Annotated in this window: 13 protein-coding genes; 5 read left to right on the top strand and 8 right to left on the bottom strand. The window is 69.0% G+C overall.

The annotated features are described in order from the left end of the window. Positions 1-177 precede the first annotated feature (177 nt). Positions 178-396, bottom strand: a complete 219-nt coding sequence (locus D7I44_RS06565; RefSeq protein ID WP_120788754.1) for a DUF3073 domain-containing protein — start codon at positions 394-396, stop codon at positions 178-180. Positions 397-537: 141 nt separating this feature from the next. On the opposite strand from D7I44_RS06565, the gene D7I44_RS06560 reads away from it, so the two are divergent. After that, a complete protein-coding gene (locus D7I44_RS06560) occupies positions 538-1,638 on the top strand; it encodes an NAD(P)-binding domain-containing protein (RefSeq protein WP_245980088.1) in 1,101 nt (366 codons plus the stop codon). Here the strand turns inward: D7I44_RS06560 and D7I44_RS06555 are convergent. The 4 genes from D7I44_RS06555 to D7I44_RS06540 are packed head-to-tail and all read right to left on the bottom strand — an operon-like array spanning position 1,635 to position 6,749. Continuing rightward, positions 1,635-3,536 (bottom strand): glycogen debranching N-terminal domain-containing protein, encoded by a 1,902-nt coding sequence (locus D7I44_RS06555; RefSeq protein WP_342768604.1) that lies wholly within the window; start codon positions 3,534-3,536, stop codon positions 1,635-1,637. The genes D7I44_RS06560 and D7I44_RS06555 overlap by 4 nt on opposite strands. Continuing rightward, positions 3,533-4,381 (bottom strand): carbohydrate ABC transporter permease, encoded by an 849-nt coding sequence (locus D7I44_RS06550; RefSeq protein WP_120788752.1) that lies wholly within the window; start codon positions 4,379-4,381, stop codon positions 3,533-3,535. Before D7I44_RS06550 ends, D7I44_RS06555 begins: the two co-directional genes overlap by 4 nt. Next, positions 4,378-5,481 carry a carbohydrate ABC transporter permease gene (locus D7I44_RS06545; protein WP_245980085.1) on the bottom strand — a complete coding sequence of 368 codons (1,104 nt, stop codon included), beginning with the start codon at positions 5,479-5,481 and terminating at the stop codon, positions 4,378-4,380. Before D7I44_RS06545 ends, D7I44_RS06550 begins: the two co-directional genes overlap by 4 nt. Further along, on the bottom strand, positions 5,478-6,749 hold the full coding sequence (locus D7I44_RS06540; protein WP_181445605.1) for an extracellular solute-binding protein: 1,272 nt from the start codon (positions 6,747-6,749) through the stop codon (positions 5,478-5,480). Before D7I44_RS06540 ends, D7I44_RS06545 begins: the two co-directional genes overlap by 4 nt. A gap of 221 nt (positions 6,750-6,970) precedes the next feature. Here D7I44_RS06540 and D7I44_RS06535 point away from each other — a divergent pair, with 221 nt between their 5' ends. From D7I44_RS06535 to D7I44_RS06520, 4 genes are all read left to right on the top strand, one after another. Then, the gene (locus D7I44_RS06535) at positions 6,971-7,954 is read left to right on the top strand and encodes a LacI family DNA-binding transcriptional regulator (RefSeq protein ID WP_245980080.1); all 984 of its coding nucleotides are present in this window, start codon (positions 6,971-6,973) and stop codon (positions 7,952-7,954) included. A gap of 134 nt (positions 7,955-8,088) precedes the next feature. Further along, complete coding sequence (locus D7I44_RS06530; protein WP_245980077.1) at positions 8,089-8,568, top strand: SRPBCC domain-containing protein; 480 nt, start codon at positions 8,089-8,091, stop codon at positions 8,566-8,568. Next, positions 8,565-8,909: an ArsR/SmtB family transcription factor gene (locus D7I44_RS06525; RefSeq protein ID WP_120788750.1), complete on the top strand. Its 345-nt coding sequence runs from the start codon at positions 8,565-8,567 to the stop codon at positions 8,907-8,909. Before D7I44_RS06530 ends, D7I44_RS06525 begins: the two co-directional genes overlap by 4 nt. A gap of 12 nt (positions 8,910-8,921) precedes the next feature. Continuing rightward, on the top strand, positions 8,922-9,365 hold the full coding sequence (locus D7I44_RS06520; protein ID WP_120788749.1) for an SRPBCC family protein: 444 nt from the start codon (positions 8,922-8,924) through the stop codon (positions 9,363-9,365). Here D7I44_RS06520 and D7I44_RS06515 read toward each other — a convergent pair. The 3 genes from D7I44_RS06515 to D7I44_RS06505 all read right to left on the bottom strand — a co-directional run bounded on the left by D7I44_RS06515 (position 9,362) and on the right by D7I44_RS06505 (position 13,123). Further along, positions 9,362-11,575 carry an APC family permease gene (locus D7I44_RS06515; protein WP_245980074.1) on the bottom strand — a complete coding sequence of 738 codons (2,214 nt, stop codon included), beginning with the start codon at positions 11,573-11,575 and terminating at the stop codon, positions 9,362-9,364. The genes D7I44_RS06520 and D7I44_RS06515 overlap by 4 nt on opposite strands. Before the next feature lie 76 nt (positions 11,576-11,651). Next, the gene (locus tag D7I44_RS06510) at positions 11,652-12,281 is read right to left on the bottom strand and encodes a PadR family transcriptional regulator (protein ID WP_120788748.1); all 630 of its coding nucleotides are present in this window, start codon (positions 12,279-12,281) and stop codon (positions 11,652-11,654) included. Beyond that, positions 12,278-13,123, bottom strand: coding sequence for a DUF4097 family beta strand repeat-containing protein (locus tag D7I44_RS06505; RefSeq protein WP_120788747.1), 846 nt, complete (start codon positions 13,121-13,123; stop codon positions 12,278-12,280). The genes D7I44_RS06510 and D7I44_RS06505 overlap by 4 nt, the downstream gene beginning before the upstream one ends. Positions 13,124-13,135: the final 12 nt, after the last annotated feature.

The raw sequence follows: 13,135 nt of genomic DNA, 5'->3' as shown, positions 1-13,135 counted from the left end.
TCTGTCTGCTCCGCCCGCCCATGTGCGCGGGTGAAATCACTCCTGCGCGGGAGAAACGTCGCTCGCGGACACGGTGTTTCACCCGCGCACACGTCGGCGGCGCGTCGCACCCTGACACGCAAATCGCCCCGCCTCCTTGTGAGAGGCGGGGCGACGCAGGTCTACGCGAGAAGCCGCTCAGGCGCCCTTCGGCTGCCGAGCCTGATACTCGTCTTCTTCTTCTTCTTCGGCCTCAGAGCCTTCGGGCTCGTAGTCGGCCCAGGCCGCGTACTGGTCCTCTTCGGACGTGTGGCTACCAAGCTCGCGCTCCAGTGCGGCGTAGTTCACGTCCGGGCTGTAGGACTTCAGCTCGCGGGCGATCTTGGTGTGCTTTGCCTTCTGACGGCCACGCCCCATGCGAGACCCCCTTACGATGACGGGCCGGGTTGAGGGTGTTGCCACCCGGCGCAAACAGAGATGAAATCTAGCGGGTAGTTTAGCATGAGGCGCCCTGCCCGCCCTTGCCCTGCACGCCCTCTTCATTTTCCTGGATGCCCCGTGCGACACTTGCCGACCCACACGCAGGTGGTTGTCGTCGGGGCCGGTCAGGCGGGTCTCTCGGTGGCCTATTTCCTGAAGCGCTTCCAGCTGGAACCGGGCGTCGACTTCGTCGTCGTCGACCGCGGGCCGACCACGGGCGGCGCCTGGCAGCACCGCTGGGAGGCGCTCACGCTGGGCAGCGCGCACCGCGTCGCCGACCTGCCCGGCATGGACGAACTGGGCGTCTCCTTCGCGACCGCCGACCACCACCGGCCGGCGAAAGACGTCGTCGAGGAGTACTACCGGGCGTATGAGGAGCATTACGGGCTGAACGTGTTCCGGCCCGTCGAGGTGATGAGCGTGTTCAACCGCGGCGCCGATCTCGTCGTCAACGCGCGTGTGCCCGACGAGTTCGACCCCGACTACCGGGAAGAGGTCGTCACCCGGCTCGTCGTGAATGCGAGCGGCACCTGGCGCACGCCGTTCGTGCCGTACGTGCCGGGAATCCGCGACTTCGCCGGCGAGCAGTTCGCGACCAACACCTACACCTCGGCAGAGCACTTCCGCGGCAAGTCCGTCGTCGTCGTCGGCGGCGGCACGAGTGCGATCGGATTCCTGCTCGAGCTGGAGGGCGTCGCAGACCGGCTCGCCTGGGCCACCAGACGGCCGGTCGAGTTCAACGACGACGAGAAGCTCAGCATGGAGGGCGGCGTGCGCGCCGTCGCCGAGCAGGACGCGGCGGCGCGCGCCGGGAAGCCGCTGCCGAGCATCGTGCACGGCACCGGCGTCGCGAAGACGCGTCGCATCGCCGCCGGCATCGAGCGCGGCGTGCTGGTCGCCCGGCCGATGTTCACGCGCGTCGAGCGCGACGGCGTGCGCTGGCCGGACGGCTCGTTCACCCGCGCCGACGCGATCATCTGGGCGACCGGATTCCGGCCGGAGCTGCGCCACCTCGCGCCGCTGCGGCTGCACAACATCGGCGGCGGAGTGACCGTCGCGAACGGCGCGGTGGAGTCAGACCCCCGTATATTCCTCGCCGGCTATGGACCCCAGGCCTCCACGATCGGCGCGAGCCGCGCCGGTCGTGCCGTCGCCCGTCAGGTGATCGCCTCGCTCTAGCGAATCGCGAAGGCGATCGCTATCGCCGCGGCGGCCGACCAGGCCTGAGGGCGGCACGCCGCGGGGTAGGGCACCGGGCTCTCGGTGCCGCGCCTCTCGTCGCCGGAGTGCAGCTCAGGCATCCGGAACCCCAGGCGGATCGCGGCGCTGATCAGCCCGTCGGCGAGCTCGCGCGCCTCGCGCCTGAACCCCTCTCGTGCGAGCCCCAGCACGGCGATCGCCGTGTCGTGCGCCCACACCGAGCCGCCGTGGTAGCTGAGCGGCCAGTAGCCGGCATCCGCCGTCGACATCGTCCGCAGCCCGAAGCCGGAGTGCAGCTCCGGCGACAGCAGCCGCCGCGCGATCAGCGCGGCCTGCTTCGGCGAGACGATGCCCGTACCGAGCAGGTGCCCCATGTTGCTCGCCACCGAGTCGACGCGGTCGCCGTGGGCGTCGAGCGCGATCGCCGGGTAGTCCCCGTCGGGCGACGGCACCCAGAACGCCTCGTTGAAGCGGGTTCGCAACGCCGTCGCCCACGACCGCCACTCCTCGCCCCCCTGCTCGCCGAAGCTCTCGAGCAGCTCGGCGCCGGCGATCGCCGCCGCGTAGGCGTAGCCCTGCACCTCGCACAGCGCGATCGGCCCCTCTGCCAACCGCCCGTCGTGCCACTGGATCGAGTCGTCCGAGTCCTTCCAGCCCTGGTTGGAGAGCCCCCGCCCCGACTCGTCGATGTAGCGCAGGAATCCGTCGTCACCGGTGGCGTAGTCGCGCATCCACTCGAGGGCCGCGCGCAGGTTCGGCAGCAGCGCCGTGATCTCGGCGCCGGAGACGCCCGCCCGCCACGTGTCGCGCAGCAGCACGATCCACAGCGGGGTCGCGTCGATCGTGCCGTAGTACAGCGGCGGCAGCATGATCTTCTGCTGTGGCAGCTCGAGCGCCGTCGGTCGCAGCTCGTGCATGATCTTGCCCGGCTGCTCGGCCGTGTGCGGGTTCACTGCGGTCCCCTGGAGCTGCGCGAGCGAGCGCAGCGTCGAGAGGGCGAGCTGCGGGTCGAGCGGCAGCATGAACTGTGCGGCCCAGAGGGCGTCGCGCCCGAACAGGGTCAGGAACCACGGTGCGCCGGCCGCGAGGAACGGCTCGTCCTGGTCGTGCAGCGTGACCCGCAGCGCGGCGAGGTCGGTGAGTGCGCGGTCGACCCAGCGGCGCACCCGAAGGTCGAACGCCGGCACCGCCTCTGGGTCCCATCCGGGGTCGTCCGGCGCGGCCTGCACGACCGCGCGTTCGTCGTCGAGCTCGGCCGTCCACCCGATCGTGGGCGCGCTCCCCGCGGGCACGTCGAGCTGCCAGCGCAGCTCGAGCCCGGCATCCGTCTCTCTCACGCTCGCGCCGGGTGCGGTGACGCGCAGACTGACGCCATCGTCGCTCCACGTCGCGACCGTGCCGCTCTCGTCGCTCGTCACCGAGTCGGCGACGGCGTCGTCGCGCCTCAGACCGTCCTTCACCAGGTGGATCGGCGTGAAATCCGCGTGCAGCCGCAGGACCGCGGTGAGGCGCTGCGGGGCGGCCAGCCCCGAGGTGAAGGTGATCGACTCGCTCATCAGCCCGCCCTCGACGCTGCGGGCGCGTTCGACGCGGAAGCGCGGATCGGCCCGCTCGCCCGGAAGCCCGCGCAGCAGAAGCGTGAAGGTGGTGTGCCGTGCGTCGTCCTCGAGGACGCGCAGGTTCTCGAGCACGTGGCCCTCGATCTCGAACGAAAGCCGGTCGATGACGCGTGTGTTCGAGTGGTACAGGCCGTGCACCGGCAGCGCCCCCATGTCCCCGAGCGCGTCCGACCACGCCTGGGTGGGCGCGCGCATGACCGAGAACGCGGTATGCAGCAGCGGCTGCGGGCGTTGGGCGGATGCCTGGGGGTCCGTCACTCTTTCACCGCTCCCTCGCTCTGGTTCATGATGCGCTTCTGGAAGATGAAGAACATGACGGCGACCGGGATCGTCATGATCATCGCGGCCGCGAGCTTGAGCGGGTACTGCGTGCCCGAGCCGAGCGAGCCGCTCGCGAGCGTGGCGACGCCCTTCGTGAGCGTGGTCAGCGCGGGATTCTGCGCGGCGACGACGAAGTGCGAGAACTCGTTCCACGACCCCTGGAACGACAGGATGACGATCGTCACGAGCGCCGGCTGCGCCATCGGCAGCACAACCGACCAGAACAGCCGGAAGGTTCCGGCGCCGTCGATGCGGGCCGCCTCTTCCACCGCGACCGGGATCGACTCGAAGAACCCCTTCATGATGAACACGCCCGCCGCGTCGGTCATGAGCGGCACGATCAGGCCCACGTACGAGTCATAGATGCTCAGCTGGTTGAGCACAAGGAACTTCGGGATGAGCAGCACTACGTTGGGCACTGCCATGACCGCGACGAGCCCCGCGAAGATGATGTTGCGCCCGCGGAAGTGCAGCCGCGCGAGCGCGTAGCCCGCGAGCGAGTCGAACAGAACGCGCCCGATCGTGACGAACACCGTGACGATCGCCGAGTTGAGGAACCACAGCGGGAAATCCGAGTTCGTGAACAGCTTGTTGATCGCCGCGAGGCTGAACGGGTTCGGGACCAGCGACAGCGGGTTGGCCGCGGCATCGGGGTCCGTCTTGAACGTCGTCGCGATCTGGATCAGGAACGGGAAGATGTACACCAGGGCGAGCACGACCAGCACCGCGTACAGCGTCGATTGCGCCGCCATGCGGCCGGTCGTCCAGCGGCGCGGCCTCATCGCTCGACCTCTCCGACGGGCAGGCCGGCGACCTTCGCCGGCACGGGGTTGAGCCGTCGGCGCTTCGACACGGCGCGCTCGCGCAGCACCCAGCGCTGGATCAGGGTGAACACGACGATGATCACGAACAGGATGAAGGCGATCGCGGCACCCTGCCCCCAGTCCTGGTTGATGAAGGATGCCTGGTAGGAAAGGAACGCGGGTGTCAGCGTCGTGCCGTCCGGCCCGCCGTCGGTCGCGACATAGACCTGGTCGAACACCTGCCAGCAGCCGATCAGCCCCAGCGTGACCACCGTGAACAGCGTCGGGCGCAGCTGCGGCAGGGTGATGCGCGTGAACCGCTCCCACGCGTTCGCGCCGTCGACCATCGCGGCCTCCTGCAGGTCGCCGGAGAGGTTCTGCAGTGCGGCGAGGAACAGCAGCATGAAGGTGCCGGAGGTCGTGAACACCGCCAGCAGGATCAGCGCGCTCATCGCCCATGACGGGCCGGCCAGCCAGTCCCACCAGCTGACCCCGAGGAATCCGTGGTTCACCAGTGCGCCCGGTCCGTTCGTGGCGCCGAACGCGCCGAGGATTGCGTGCAGCACACCCTGCGGCTCGTTGAACCAGTTGGGGCCGTGGATGCCGACCCATGACAGCACCTTGTTGACGGCGCCGGTCGTGTTGAACAGGAACAGCCACAACACGGTGATGGCGACGGAGCTCGTGACCGAGGGGAAGTAGAACGCGGTGCGGAAGAAGCCCCTGCCCTTGAGCCGCTGACTGTTGACGAGGGATGCCAGCACGAGCGCGATCGTCGTCTGGATCGGCACCACGAGGATCACGTACCAGAGGTTGTTGCGCAGCGACTGCCCGAAGTTCTGCTCGGCGAGGCCGCCGCCGCGCGTGATCGTCTCGTAGTTCTTCAGGCCGACGAAGTGCACGCCGGCGGCGAACGGGCTGCCCCGGCCGCCCCAGTCGGAGAAGCTGACCCAGAGGGCCATCAGGATCGGGATGACGAGGAACAGTGCGAGCAGCGCGAGCACCGGTGCGGTGAACAGCCAGCCGGAGGCGGCCTCGCCCTGGCGGATGGTGCCGCGCCGCCGTGCGACGTCGGTCACTTGAGCAGCGCCTGCAGATTGCTCTGGGCCGAGTCGAGGATCGTCTTCGGATCGGTCGTCTTGAGCTGGGCGATCTTCCCGTCGAGGTCGGTGATCACGTTGGCCACGCCCTTGAGCGTCGGCGTGCCCTGTGCGTAGTCGGACGCGTCGAGGAACGGCGCGTACTGCGGGAACTCCTGCTTCCACTCCGAGGCGGCCGACTGGATCGACGGCATCACGCCGAACGCCTTGGCGAACGCCAGCTGGTCGTCCTTCGAGGTGAGCTTCTCGACGAGCGCGAGGGCCGCCTTCTGGTTCGGGCTGTCGGCCGCGATGCCCCAGCAGTTCGTGAACTGCAGGGTGCCCATGCCCTTCGGGCCGGCGGGCAGCGGCACGACCTTGTAGTGCACGCTCGGGTAGTCGGAGGACATCGCGCCCGAGATCCAGTTCCCCTCGATCGTCATCGCGCCGAGGTTCTTGCCGAACGCCTCGCCGCCCCAGCCCGCCCCGACGTCCGCCGCGAACTTCATCGAGCCGTCCTTGAGCAGACCCTGCGCATAGGTCAGCGCGTCGACGTTCGCCTGGCTGTTCGCCGTCACCTTCGTGCTGTCGGCGTTCGTCAGATTGCCGCCGGCCTCGACCATAAACGCGCCGAGGCGCTCGTACTGGCCAGAGACCACGAGGCCCGTGGTGCTGCCGCTCGTGAGCTTCTTCGCGTCGGCGCTCAGCTGGTCCCAGGTCTTCGGATAGTCGGCATCCGTCAGCCCTGCCGCCTGCCAGTCATCGGTGTTGACGATCAGCTGCAGCGTCGAGAAGTCCTTGGGTGCGCAGTAGAGCTTGCCGTCGTAGGTGAAGTTCTTGACGAGCGACGGGTAGAAGTCGCTCGTGAGCGAACTCGGAAGCTTGCTGCCGTAGGCGAGCAGCGAGCCGTTGGCCGCGTAGCCCGGCAGCGAACCCGTCGAGAGGTAGAACACGTCGGCCGGCTTCTTCGCTGCGAAGCCCTGGGCGAGCTGCTGGTCGAGGTTGCTCGCGGGGATGACGGTCGCCTTGGTGCCCGAGCTCGACGACCAGTCGGCGACGGCCGACGTGACCGCCGCGGTCTCGGCGTCGCCGCTCGAGCCGATGAGCACGGTCAGCGGGTCTTTCGACGAGGTGAGGCCGCCGCTTCCCGACGAGTTGCCGCCGCCGTTGCTGTTGCCGCCGAAACCTGAGCCGCAGCCGGCCAAGGCGAACGCCGCCGCTGCGGCGACCGAGCCCATGAGCACGGTGCGGGTGAGTCTTCTGATCATCGAGCCACTCCCTCTGACATCCCCATCGATGCGCCCTTTGAACGATCTAAACCCGCGTCATTGCACAATTTGATCGATCAAATAAGGTAGGACAACGATTACGCGCACGGATGCCGCTGTCAACCCCTTTCGGGGGACAGTGACCCGCTTGTGATCACGTAAGGGAGGCGCGGATGCCGAGGCGATTGCCGACTGTCAGCGACGTCGCTCACGCGGCCGGCGTGTCCCGCCAGACCGTCTCGAACGTGCTGAACTCGCCGGGGATCGTGCGTGAGGCCACGCGGGCACGGGTCGCCGAGGCGATCGCCGAGCTCGGCTACCGCCCGCATGCGTCGGCGCGCCGGCTGCGCACCCGCCGCGCCTCGACGATCGCCGTGCGCCTCGACCCGTTCGCCGGCGGCATCTCCGGCGCCGTGCTCGACCGCTTCCTGCACGCCCTCACCGAGCGCGCCGAGGCCCGCGGGCTCACCGTGATGCTCTACACGGCGACCGACGCGGACGACGAGATCCGCCAGTTCCAGCGCCTCGTCGACGGCGCCGTCGTCGACGCGTTCGTGCTTGCGTCGACGTACTACGGCGACCCGCGCACCGAATGGCTGATCGAGCGCGGCCAGCCCTTCGTGACCTTTGGCCGGCCATGGGGCATCGCCGACCTCGCCGACCCGCTGCACTTCTGGGTCGACGTCGACGGGCGTGCGGGTGTCGCGGAGGCGGTGCGACGGCTTGAGGCCGACGGATGCCGCAGGGTCGGCTTCCTCGGCTGGCCGGCCGGCTCCGGCTCGGGCGACGAGCGCCGAGCTGGCTGGGCCGAGGCCGTCACCGCGGCGGGTGTCGACGCGGCCTCCCGGGCGGCGCTCACCGTCGAATCCGAGGAATCCGTCGGCGCGGCGCGCGCTGCGACGAGGCGGCTGCTGGAGCAGGCATCCGATCTCGACGCCGTGATCGCGGCCAGCGACACACTTGCGCTCGGCGCGCTCATCGAGACCCGCGGGAGCCTGCGCGTCGTGGGCTTCGACAACACTCCGATCGCCGCGGCGATCGGCTTCTCGAGCATCGACCAGCGCGTCGACGAGGTCGCGTCTGCCGCGCTCGAGCTTCTCGACCTCGTCGGTCGCAGCGAGGCGGACGACCCGCGCAGCCACCGCCTCATCGTTCCCGACGTGATCATGCGCGAGCCGGGCCTCGCGCTCGGCCTCGTCGGGTAGGCCCGCAGCTCGGAACGCCCGCCCTCGACCGGTCTCGATGAATCGGCGCAGGCTGCGATTGGCGCAACAATTGGTTGCGTTAATCGCGAAGGCGGCCTACTCTGACCTGCAACCGATAGTTGCAGGAGGATCATGTGGACATCTTCGACAGCGCCGAACTCGGCGAGATCAGGCGCGAGCTCTACATCGATGCCTCGCCCGAGATCGTGTTCGACGTCATCAGCATGCCGGAGCATGTGGCGCAGTGGTGGCCGGACGAGGCCGACTACGAGCCGCGTCCGGGCAGCACCGGATCGATCACCTTCGGCGACCGCGGCAACGGCGTGAAGGTGCAGGGCTTCACGGTCGTCGACCTCGATCGGCCGCGGAGCTTCTCGTTCCGCTGGACCCAGCCGGTCGGCGCGCAGGGCGCCCCGGGCAACTCGATGCTCGTCACCTTCGAGCTCGTGCCGACGGGCGAGGGCACCACGGTGAAGTTCGTCGAGACCGGCTTCCGTGAGCTCGGCTGGGACGCCGCGGCGACGGAGTCGCTTTTCAAGGACCACGTGTCCGGCTGGAACCTCTTCCTGCCGAAGCTCGCCCCGTACACCGCGTCCTTGCGGAGCGCCTCATGACCACCGCGGCGGCCATCGACGACGAGCTCTGGTCCGCCCTCGGCGACCCGACCCGCCGCCGCATCCTCGACCTGCTCCTCGAGGGCGCCGGCACGTCGACCTCGCTCAGCGAACGCCTGCCCGTCACCAGGCAGGCCGTCGCGAAGCACCTCGGAGTGCTCGACCAGGCCGGGCTCGTGCACGGCACGGTGAGCGGACGCGAGCGGCATTACGAGATCGACGCGGCCCAGTTCGCGCGCGCGGTCGCGCAGCTCGCCGCCGTGGGCGCGGCGTGGGATGCCCGACTTGCCCGCATCAAGCGGATCGCCGAGGCGATCCAGCGTCAGACGAAGAAGAGCTAGGGGAGGGCGGCCATGGTCGACATCCTGCACCGCATCGCGGTCGAGCGGATTGAGCCGGAGTCGGTGTACGACGCGCTCACCACCATCGACGGCCTCGCCGGCTGGTGGACGGAGGACACGACGGGCGACGCCGGTCTCGGCGGCACGATCGTGTTCCGCTTCCCGCCGGGCGGCTTCGACCTGAAGGTCATCGAGGCCGTGCCGAATGAGCGTGTGACATGGCTGGTCACAGGCGGCCCCGCCGAGTGGATCGACACGACCATCGAGTGGCGGCTTCGCGTCGACGGCGACTGGACGGTGTTGCTCTTCGCCCATCGCGGATGGGCCGAGCCCGTCGAGTTCATGCACCACTGCAGCACGAAGTGGGCGAGCTACCTCATGAGTCTCAAGAGGCTCGTTGAGACGGGGAAAGGGACCCCGTCGCCGCACGACGTGCGCGTCGCCGAGTTCGACTAGCGCTTCGGCTGTGCGGTGATGGCAGGCTCTCGCACCTCGCCGTCGCCCGGCTGCGTCGCCACCGGCGCTGTCGCCTCGCTGCCTCGCACCTCGGCGTTCGCCGCGGCGATCGCCTCGGCGGCGGCAGCGGCGCGAGCAGCCGGGGTCGACGCTCCGGGGCTGCGCGCCGGCATGCGGCGCGGCGGCTCGCCGCGGCGGTCCTGGCCGGGCAGCGGGCGCGACCGGCGCCCGTAGATGAGCTCGGAGGAGTCGAGCAGCCACGGCACGAGCGCGATCACGACACCGTGCACGAGCATCAGCTCGCGGCTGATGCGCCGGGCACGGTGGTTGTGCAGGATCTGCTCCCACCAGTGACCCACGATGTACTGCGGCAGGTAGACCGTCACGACCTCAGACCCGCAGAACTCGCGGCGCTTCTTGATGTACTTCGCGAGGGGGGTCGCGTAGTCGCGGTACGGCGAGTCGATCAGCGTCAGCGGGACATGGATGTTCATGTCCTTCCACTGCTGTTTGAGCCGATCGGTCGACTCGGCGTCGACGACGATGTGCACGGCCTCGATCGAGTCGTGCTTCGCCGCGATCGCGTAGTCGAGCGCCTTGAGCGCCGGCTTCTGCATCTTCCCGACGAGCACGATCGCGTGGTCGCCGGTTGAGCCGTAGGTCGTGCCGGCGTCGACCTCGACCTCCTTCTCGACGTCGCGGTAGTAGCGGTTCACGCCGAGCATCAGCAGCCACAGCACCGGCATGATGATGAACACGATCCAGGCGCCGTGCGTGAACTTCGTGATGGTGACGACGATGAGAACGGATGCCGTGAGGATCGCGCCGAACATGTTGATGCTCAGGCTGCGGATGATCGAGCCGCGGTTCATCAGCTCGCCGTCCTGCGTGCGGAATCCGGCCCCCTCCTTGCCGTCTCGAAGCAGTCGCAGCCAGTGCCGCACCATGCCCGACTGACCGAGGGTGAACGAGACGAAGACGCCGATGATGTACAGCTGGATCAGGTTCGACAGGTTCGCCTGGTAGATCACCAGCAGCACGATCGCCGCGAGCGCGAGGCCGACGACGCCGTTCGAGAAGACGAGCCGGTCGCCGCGGGTGCTGAGCGCCTTCGGCGCGTACGAGTCCTTCGCGAGCACGTAGGTCAGCAGCGGGAACCCATTGAACGCGGTGTTCGCCGCCAGCAGCAGGACGATCGCCGTCGCCGCCTGCACCACGAAGAACAGCACGGAGTTGTTGCCGAAGGTCGCCGCCGCGATCTGCGCGATGAGGCTGCGCTGCGGCTCGGTCGTGCAGTGCGCGAAGCCGACGAGGTCGCACGGGTTCTGCGCGTAGTGCACATGCGCGATGAGGCCGGTGATCACGAGGCCGACGAACAGCGTGACGGCGATGCCGCCGAGCATCAGCAGGGTGGTGCGCGCGTTGCGGATCTTCGGCACGCGGAACGCCTGCACGCCGTTCGCGATCGCCTCGACGCCGGTCAGTGCCGAGCAGCCGCTCGCGAACGCGCGCAGCAGCAGCAGGATCAGCCCGGCCTGCGTGAGCTGCTCGACATGGGCGACCGAGTAGCCGGCGGATTCCGCGACCGGGGCGTGCCCCGCGGCGGTGCGGACCAGGGCCGTGATCACCATGACGGCGATGCTGGCGGCGAAGACGTACGTCGGAATCGCGAAGGCCTTGCTCGCCTCGCGCACGCCGCGCAGGTTCGCGACCGCGATGAGGGCGACGAAGACGATGGAGAGCTCGACCCGGAACTCGTGGAGCATCGGCGCGGCGGAGATGATGTTGTCGACGCCGGAGGCGACCGACACGGCGACCGTCAGCACGTAGTCCGTGAGCAGGGCGGCGGCCACGATGAGGCCGGCCTTCTCGCCGAGGTTCTTGTGCGCGACCTCGAAGTCGCCGCCGCCCGACGGGTAGGCCCTGATCAGCTGGCGGTACGAGGCGACGACGGTGACGAGGACGACGACGACCGCGAGGGCGATCCACGGGGAGAACGCCAGGAACGACACCCCGCCCGCGAGCAGGATCAGCATGAGCTCCTGCGGGCCGTACGCCACGGAGGACAGCGCGTCGGAGGCGAAGATGGGTAGCGCAAGACGCTTCGGCAGCAGCTGGCCCTCGAGCTTCTCGCTCGCCAATGGCTCACCGATCAACCAGCGTTTGGCAGAGAAGGCCTCGGTGGTTGAGGTCTTAGCCTCGTTTGTCACGAGCGGCAACTCTAATACCCGCCAAACACCTGTCAAAACCGCGCGCCGCGATCTCGGGACACCTCTAAGCAGGTGTTCAGCGGTGTATCACCTGCAGAACATCCGCCCGCAGGCGCGCGAGCTCGGCGCGCAGGCGGCCGACCGCGGCATCCGTCAGCTCGCCCTTGGCCGCCACCGCCCGCAGCTCGCTGCGCAGCTGCTGGCGGAACTCGTTGAGGGCGAGCTCTGCCTCGCGCAGCGCGAAGCGCGAATGCACCTGTGCGTCGACGTTGAGGTTCTGTGGACCGGCCTGGAAATCGCCTGGCTTCGCGTGCTCCTTCGACTCGCGCGCGGCGCTCGCCAGGTCGGCGCGCAGGGACTTCAGGGCGTCGTTGACGCCCTGGCGCACCTCGTCGGCCAGGCGGCGCACGGAGTCGGTGACCTCGGCTTCGATGTCGCGGAGCTCGGCCTCTCGTGCTGTGAGCTCTTCCCTGCCCGCATCCGTGATCTCATAGACCGTCTTGCGGCCCTGCGTGGTCTTGGTGACCAGGCCCTCTTCTTCCAGCTTCGAGAGCCGCGGATAGATGGTGCCCGCGCTCGGGCTGTAGGTGCCGCCGAAGCGGGCCTCGAGCGCCTGGATGAGCTCGTAGCCGTGCTTCGGCGCCTCTTCGAGCAGGCTGAGCAGGTAGAGGCGGAGGCTGCCGTGGCTGAAGACCGGGGGCGTCATGCGGTGGCCTTGGGCGCGTCGTCCGGTGCGCCGGTGGACGCTGCGCGCCGGACGACGGAGAGGTTGCCGCTCACGGAGTTGGCGTTCACGTCGATCCAGAGCTTGTCGAGCGGGCCGTCCTGGTAGTCGAAGTTGCGGGCGCCCGCGCCGCGGTAGATGGAGTTGTCGACCTGCAGCACGCCGGACACCGTGTTGACGCGGAAGCGGGCAGGCGCGTCGCCGTCGAGGCGCAGCGTGAGGTCGCCGCTCACCGTGTTGTGGCGGATCGTGTCGGGAATCCCGCGCACATCGAGGAAGACGTTGCCGCTCACGCCGTCGACCGTGACCCGGCTGAGCGTGCCGCTCGCGGTGACGTCGCCGCTGACCGTGTTCGCCTTGACGGCGCCGAGGTGGTTCTGAACCGCCAGCTCGCCGGAGACGGCATTGAGCTCGACGTTGCCGACGAGAGTGTCGGCGGTGAGGTCGCCGTTCACCGTGCTGAGGCGGGCGTCGCTGATGAGGCCCGAGACCAGGGCGTGGCCGCTGACCGTGCCGAGCTTGAGGGCGACGTTGCGCGGCACCAGGACGCTCACGTCGGCGCGCGCGCGGCCCTGCCAACTGCGGAAGACGTCGATGAAGTTGTCCCAGCGCAGCTGGGGGTGGTCGATCTCGAGGCGGCCGTTCTCGGTGGTGATCTTGATGTCCTTGCCGGTGACGGCGGAGACCTCGACGCGGGTGGTCGGCTCGTCGTGGCCGATGACGTCGACCTGACCGCCGATCAGGCTGATCTTGACGGACGTGATGCCGTCGATGTCGACGGTCTTCGACTGGCCCGGGTTGACGAGCCACTTCTCTTCGGGCATTTCGCACTCCAA

This window comes from Gryllotalpicola protaetiae, from assembly GCF_003627055.1.
Taxonomy (GTDB): Bacteria; Actinomycetota; Actinomycetes; order Actinomycetales; family Microbacteriaceae; genus Gryllotalpicola; species Gryllotalpicola protaetiae.
This window is presented reverse-complemented; position numbering and strand designations above follow the sequence as displayed.

Excerpts from the sequence above, each read along its gene's own strand:
- D7I44_RS06520 (WP_120788749.1), top strand. The coding sequence starts at position 8,922 with ATGGTCGACATCCTGCACCGCATCGCGGTCGAGCGGATTGAGCCGGAG.
- D7I44_RS06565 (WP_120788754.1), bottom strand. The coding sequence starts at position 396 with ATGGGGCGTGGCCGTCAGAAGGCAAAGCACACCAAGATCGCCCGCGAG.
- D7I44_RS06505 (WP_120788747.1), bottom strand. The coding sequence starts at position 13,123 with ATGCCCGAAGAGAAGTGGCTCGTCAACCCGGGCCAGTCGAAGACCGTC.
- D7I44_RS06510 (WP_120788748.1), bottom strand. The coding sequence starts at position 12,281 with ATGACGCCCCCGGTCTTCAGCCACGGCAGCCTCCGCCTCTACCTGCTC.
- D7I44_RS06525 (WP_120788750.1), top strand. The coding sequence starts at position 8,565 with ATGACCACCGCGGCGGCCATCGACGACGAGCTCTGGTCCGCCCTCGGC.
- D7I44_RS06550 (WP_120788752.1), bottom strand. The coding sequence starts at position 4,381 with ATGAGGCCGCGCCGCTGGACGACCGGCCGCATGGCGGCGCAATCGACG.
- D7I44_RS06540 (WP_181445605.1), bottom strand. The coding sequence starts at position 6,749 with ATGATCAGAAGACTCACCCGCACCGTGCTCATGGGCTCGGTCGCCGCA.